Annotated in this window: 6 protein-coding genes; 3 read left to right on the plus strand and 3 right to left on the minus strand. The window is 72.1% G+C overall.

Annotated features, from left to right (window positions below; all coding sequences use genetic code 11):
* Window positions 1–87: 87 nt before the first annotated feature.
* Entirely contained in the window at window positions 88–336 is a 249-nt protein-coding gene (locus ACWJ6R_RS29320; RefSeq protein WP_449065331.1) for a hypothetical protein, read from the minus strand.
* A gap of 269 nt (window positions 337–605) precedes the next feature.
* Complete coding sequence (gene aroF, locus ACWJ6R_RS29325; protein ID WP_449065332.1) at window positions 606–1,643, minus strand: 3-deoxy-7-phosphoheptulonate synthase; 1,038 nt, start codon at window positions 1,641–1,643, stop codon at window positions 606–608.
* A 370-nt stretch (window positions 1,644–2,013) separates the two neighbouring features.
* Between aroF and ACWJ6R_RS29330 the strand changes: the two genes are divergently transcribed.
* From ACWJ6R_RS29330 to ACWJ6R_RS29340, 3 genes are all read left to right on the plus strand, one after another.
* A complete protein-coding gene (locus tag ACWJ6R_RS29330; protein WP_449065333.1) occupies window positions 2,014–2,634 on the plus strand; it encodes a sulfite oxidase-like oxidoreductase in 621 nt (206 codons plus the stop codon).
* 256 nt (window positions 2,635–2,890) lie between these two features.
* A complete protein-coding gene (locus ACWJ6R_RS29335) occupies window positions 2,891–3,028 on the plus strand; it encodes a hypothetical protein (protein ID WP_449065334.1) in 138 nt (45 codons plus the stop codon).
* A complete protein-coding gene (locus ACWJ6R_RS29340) occupies window positions 3,016–3,648 on the plus strand; it encodes a LytR/AlgR family response regulator transcription factor (protein ID WP_449065335.1) in 633 nt (210 codons plus the stop codon). The genes ACWJ6R_RS29335 and ACWJ6R_RS29340 overlap by 13 nt, the downstream gene beginning before the upstream one ends.
* Before the next feature lie 454 nt (window positions 3,649–4,102).
* Here ACWJ6R_RS29340 and ACWJ6R_RS29345 read toward each other — a convergent pair whose 3' ends face one another.
* Entirely contained in the window at window positions 4,103–4,945 is an 843-nt protein-coding gene (locus ACWJ6R_RS29345; RefSeq protein ID WP_449065336.1) for a deoxyribonuclease IV, read from the minus strand.
* Window positions 4,946–5,291 lie beyond the last annotated feature (346 nt).

Raw genomic sequence — 5,291 nt, forward strand, 5'->3', positions numbered from 1 at the left:
CGAGGGGCGAGCGAGGGGCGAGCGAGGGGCAGGGCCCGTCCGGATCGGACGGGGCCCCGCCTGCGCGCGGCAAGGAGAACCGGCGACCTACCACAGACCGCCGTAGAGCCCGCCTCCGGTGCCGGTGCACAGGTTGGTGTTGGCGGCGCCCTGCGGCCCGGCGGCCGACTGGTTGGCGTTGTAGTAGGAGTTGCCGCCGTAGCCGCCGAAGCCGAAGCCGCCGTAGCCGCAGCCACCGGTCTGGTAGCCGCCCGCCAGGGCGGCGGAGGCGGCGGAGAGCACCAGCGCGGCCGCGGCGACACCGGTGAGCGCGATGCGAGACAAGGTCTTGCTCATGGAACTGGGTTTCCTTTCTCCGTCCGGCCCACCGTGGACCGGAACTCGATCGTCTCCGGCTCCCTCCTGGCCGCCTCTCGGCGGGGACGGAGCCGGTCCCGGAACCTCAATACCCGCCACTCGTACTTTGAACACATATAGTTACCAATCAGCTACTAATAGTGAACAAGTGTGGTGAGTGGTGAAAAATCACCTCGTCTAGCGCATCACCGTCGGAGCCGTCGGAGCCGTCGGAGCCGTCGGAGCCGTCGGTCGGCCGGCGGCTCGGGTCAGGCGGAGGCCAGGGTGTCGCCGACCGCGCTCTTGCCCAGCAGCGGCGGAAGCTGGCGCATCACCCGGGCGAGCTCCCGCAGGTCCCCGTTGACCAGGGCCTGGGGACCGTCGCACAGGGCCTGCTCCGGATGGGGGTGGACGTCGATGATCACGCCGTCGGCGCCGACCGCGATGGCGGCGCGGGTGAGCGGCAGGACCAGGTCGCGGCGGCCGCCGGAGTGGGACGGGTCGACGATGACCGGCAGGTGCGACAGGCGCTGGGCGACCGGGACGGCCGAGACGTCCAGGGTGTTGCGGGTGGCGGTCTCGAAGGTGCGGATCCCGCGCTCGCACAGCACGATGTCCAGGTTGCCGCGCTGGGCGATGTACTCGGCGGCCATCAGCCACTCCTCGATGGTGGCGTTCATGCCGCGCTTGAGCATGACGGGCTTGCCGACCCCGCCGACGGCCTGGAGCAGCGCGAAGTTCTGCGCGTTGCGGGTGCCGACCTGCAGCATGTCCGCGTAGGAGGCGACCAGGTCGACGTCGTGGGCGTCCACGACCTCGGTGACGATCGGCAGCCCGGTGGCCTCCCGCACGTCGGCGAGGATGCGCAGCCCGTCGGCGCCCAGGCCCTGGAAGGCGTAGGGGGAGGTGCGCGGCTTGTAGGCGCCGCCGCGCAGCAGGGTGGCCCCGGCCGCCTTGGCCATCTCGGCGGCCTCCAGCGTCTGCTGGGGGGTCTCCACCGCGCACGGGCCGGCGATCAGCGTCACCGTGCCCGGCCCGATCGGCACGCCGCCGACGCGGACCGTGGAACGTTCGGGGTGGTTGTCGCGGCTGACCAGCTTGTACGGCGCGGTCACCCGCATCACGTCCGCCACCCCCCGCATACCGCGCAGGTTCAATGCGCTGAACTGGGCGACGTCACCGACCAGACCAATGATCGTACGGCTCACGCCCCGGCTGACGAACGCGCTGCCGCCCGCCGCGGTGATGATCTCCACGATCGTCTCGATGTCTTCCTGGGTGGCCTCGGGGGCCATGACGATGACCATGTCTCTCCTCGATGTGAACGGTCCGGGTGAACGGTCTGGTGAGCGGTCGGGATGAACGGCCGGCGGGAAAACGAAAAGGCCCCGGGTCCGAAATCCGGACCCGGGGCCTTCGCGTTCGCCTGGCTGTCAGCGCAGCGTCTGGAGGCGAACGGTCCGACCCACGGGTCCGTCGCCATACCAAAACCAGAACACGGTACGCATCGCCGGGAATGCTAGCGCACCCGCGCTCTCGCGGGCGCTCCCGTCTCATCTGTCGGAACGTCCGGCCCGGCGGCCCGCGGCGGCGGGGCAAAGAGGGAGCCGCCCGCCCGGCGGGAAACGGGCGGTGGCAGGATTGCCCCGTGCCAACGGGGAAACGGCGAGGGGAGTGATGGTGGATCGGACCCAGGATCCGCTGGAGGAGGACCGCCTGCCCCCCGGGCAGTACGTCCCCAGAGGGCGTCCGGTGATCCACTACGGCAGGGTGCCGACCTTCCGTCCGGCGACGTGGGAGCTGCACGTCATGGGGGCGACCGCCTCGGGCGAGCCGCACCGCTTCTCCTGGGAGCGCTTCTCCGCGCTGCCCCGCACGACGGTCCTGGCGGACTTCCACTGCGTCACCAAGTTCTCGATCATGGGCAACGAGTGGTCCGGGGTGTCGGCGGCCACGCTGCTGGAGATCGCCCCGCCCGCGCCCACGGCCGGGCACGTGATGATCTGGGGCGAGTACGGCTACAGCGCCAACGTCAGGATGAGCGACTTCGCCCGCGAGCACACCCTGCTGGCGATGGAACTGGACGGCAACCCCATCTCCCCGGAACGCGGCTACCCGGTCCGGGCGGTCGTCCCGCACCTGTACGCGTGGAAGAGCGTCAAGTGGGTGCGTGCCGTGGAGTACCTGGTGGAGGACCGGCGCGGCTTCTGGGAGGAGCGCGGCTACCACAACATCGCCGATCCGTGGCGGGAGCAGCGCTACTCCTACCAGGAGGAAGCGGGCGAAGGCCCGCCCTGATCCGGAGAGCGGGACGGGCGCGGCGGGCGGGCTCCACTCCGTCCGGAAACGCCGTCCACCGCGGTCCGGGCGCGTCGGCGGGCCACCGGACGCCGCTCTGCGCGGTTCGGACGCGTCGGTGGGCCGCCGGACGCGTGCCCCGCGGCCTCGCGTTCCCCGGGGCCCGGCCGAGGAAATGACTCGTTGTAGCCGAATCTTCACCCATTGTTCGGCATATCGCTTGCGGGCCGGGTGCCCAGTGGGCAACGTGTGGGCCATGCTGCGTGTCTTGGCCGTCGACGACGAGATCCCCGCCCTGGAGGAGCTGGCCCGCCTGCTCCGCCAGGATCCCCGCATCGAGCACGTCTCCACCGCCTCCGGCGCGTCCGGGCGCTCCAGGACATGGTCGCGATGATCGGCACGGGGGAACGGCTGGACGGCGTCTTCCTCGACATCCGGATGTCCGGTCTCGACGGCCTGGACCTGGCCAGGCTGGTCACCGGCTTCCCCCGGCCGCCGCGCCTGGTCTTCGTCACCGCCCACGAGGAGTGCGCCGTGCAGGCGTTCGATCTGGAGGCGGTGGACTACGTGCTCAAGCCGGTGCGCGCCGACCGGCTGGCGGAGGCCGTGCGGAGGCTGGAGGCCGCGCTGCCGTCGGCGGCCGCCCCCGCCTCGGGCCCGGAGGACGTCATCCCGGTCGAGCTCGGCGGGCGGACCCGCTTCGTCCCCCGGCAGTCGGTCCGGTTCGCCGAGGCCCGGGGAGACTACGTGCGGCTGCACACCGTCGACGGCAGCTACCTGATCCGCATGTCGCTGGCCGCGCTGGAGCGGCGCTGGTCCGGCGCGGGGTTCATCCGCATCCACCGCAGCACGCTGGTCTCGGCGCGGCACGTCAAGGAGATGCGTTTCGACGGCGGCAGGGCCGTGCTCCAGGTCGGCGCGGAGACGCTGCCGATCAGCCGCCGCCATGCCCGGCAGGTCCGCGAGCAGCTGGTCCGCCAGTTCCGGGATCGGCCGCCGGCCGCCAGGACATGAGCCGGTGATGGTGGTTGTGGAGTCTTCCGGCGGTGCGGACGACCGTTCGTCGCGGCCTGATGACCGCTCGTCGTGTCGCGACTCTCCGCACACCGATAACTACACGCCGTTCAACGCGCTGCTCCGAAAGCCGGTTTCCCCTGATCAGCGCCCCCATAGTGTTCCTGCATCGGAGAGTCGATCCGCCCGGCCAGGGGGGACGGAGCCGCAGGGCTCACAGGATCTGGCGGGCGGGGTTCCGGATGGACGGCGGTGAACGGCCGACCGGCCGCCGGACCCTGAAACCCGGGGGGGGAGGGTCCGGCGGTCTCCGGTACGAGAGGGGACGCCCGCGACGGCTCGCGGGCCGAAGCGCGATCCGGCCCCACGGGGGCGGCCGGATCACGGGCCGGGCGTCCCTCGCATCCCCGGCGGCGGGGTGCCCCGGCGCCGCCGGGGCGCGGGCCGGGAGCCGTCAGAGTTCGTCGCGGAGCTTCTTCAGCAGCTCGATGTCCTCGCGGTGCTTGTCGGCGCCACCGGGGGTCTCGATGCAGAGCGGGATCCCGGCGGCGGCAGGGTGGCGCATCAGCTCGGCGAACGCCTCGGCTCCGATGTGACCCGCCCCGATGTTCTCGTGCCGGTCCTTCTTGGAGCCGCAGACGTCCTTGGAGTCGTTGGCGTGGATCAGCCGGAGCCGGCCCGGTGCGATCGCGTGCAGGCAGTCGAGGGTCTCCCGCACCCCCTCGGCGGTCGACAGGTCGTGGCCGGCGGCGAACGCGTGGCAGGTGTCCAGGCAGACGCCGGCCTTCGGGTGCCAGTCGAGCGCCGCCAGGTAGGGCTCGAGCTCCTGAACGGTCGCGCAGAGCATCCCGCCCTGCCCGGCCATCGGCTCCAGCAGCAGGTCGGGGCCGTCGTCGGGGAGCTCCTCCAGCAGCGGGAGCAGGTGTTCGCGCAGCTGGCGCAGGGCGTCGTCGCGCGTCTGGCTCACCGCCGACCCGGTGTGCACGACCAGCCCCCTGGCGCCGATGGCCGCGCTGCGCAGCAGGCCGTGCCGTACGGTCGCCACCGACTTCTCCAGGGTGTCGGCGCTGGGCGTGCCGAGGTTGACGAGGTAGGGGGCGTGCACGAAGGTCACCGTGCCCGACGCGCGGAGCAGCTCGTCCTGGGCCGGGTCGCCCGCGGCCAGGGCCCAGCCGCGGGGGTTGGTGACGAACACCTGGATCATCTCGGCGCCGATGTCCGCGGCGGACCGCAGCCCGCCCTTGGCCAGGCCTCCGGTGACGGAGACGTGCCCGCCGATGAGGGAGAGAGAAGTCATGATGCCGCCCAGTCTAGGCGCTGACCGCGACGGTTCCGGGAAGGGTGACGGGAGTGGACGGTCACAGCACGGGGACGGATCCCCGGACACGTCCGTTGGCAGCATCTGCCGCGGAGCCGGGCGTCTCTGGTCAGGATCCGCCGAAGAGGCATGCCGGGGCCGGTGTGTGTACTGCTGCCATGCCGAACAGGGGGCCGAACAGGGGGCCGAACACGGAACCGGACACGGAACCGAGCAAGGGGCGGGACACGGGGCCGGGCCCGGAACCAGGCGCGGAACCGGGAACGCGGCCGGGCGCGGGGCCCGAGCCGGGACCCCCGGCGGGACCGGCCGGCTTCAACGCGCT

This window comes from Planomonospora algeriensis (assembly GCF_977012225.1).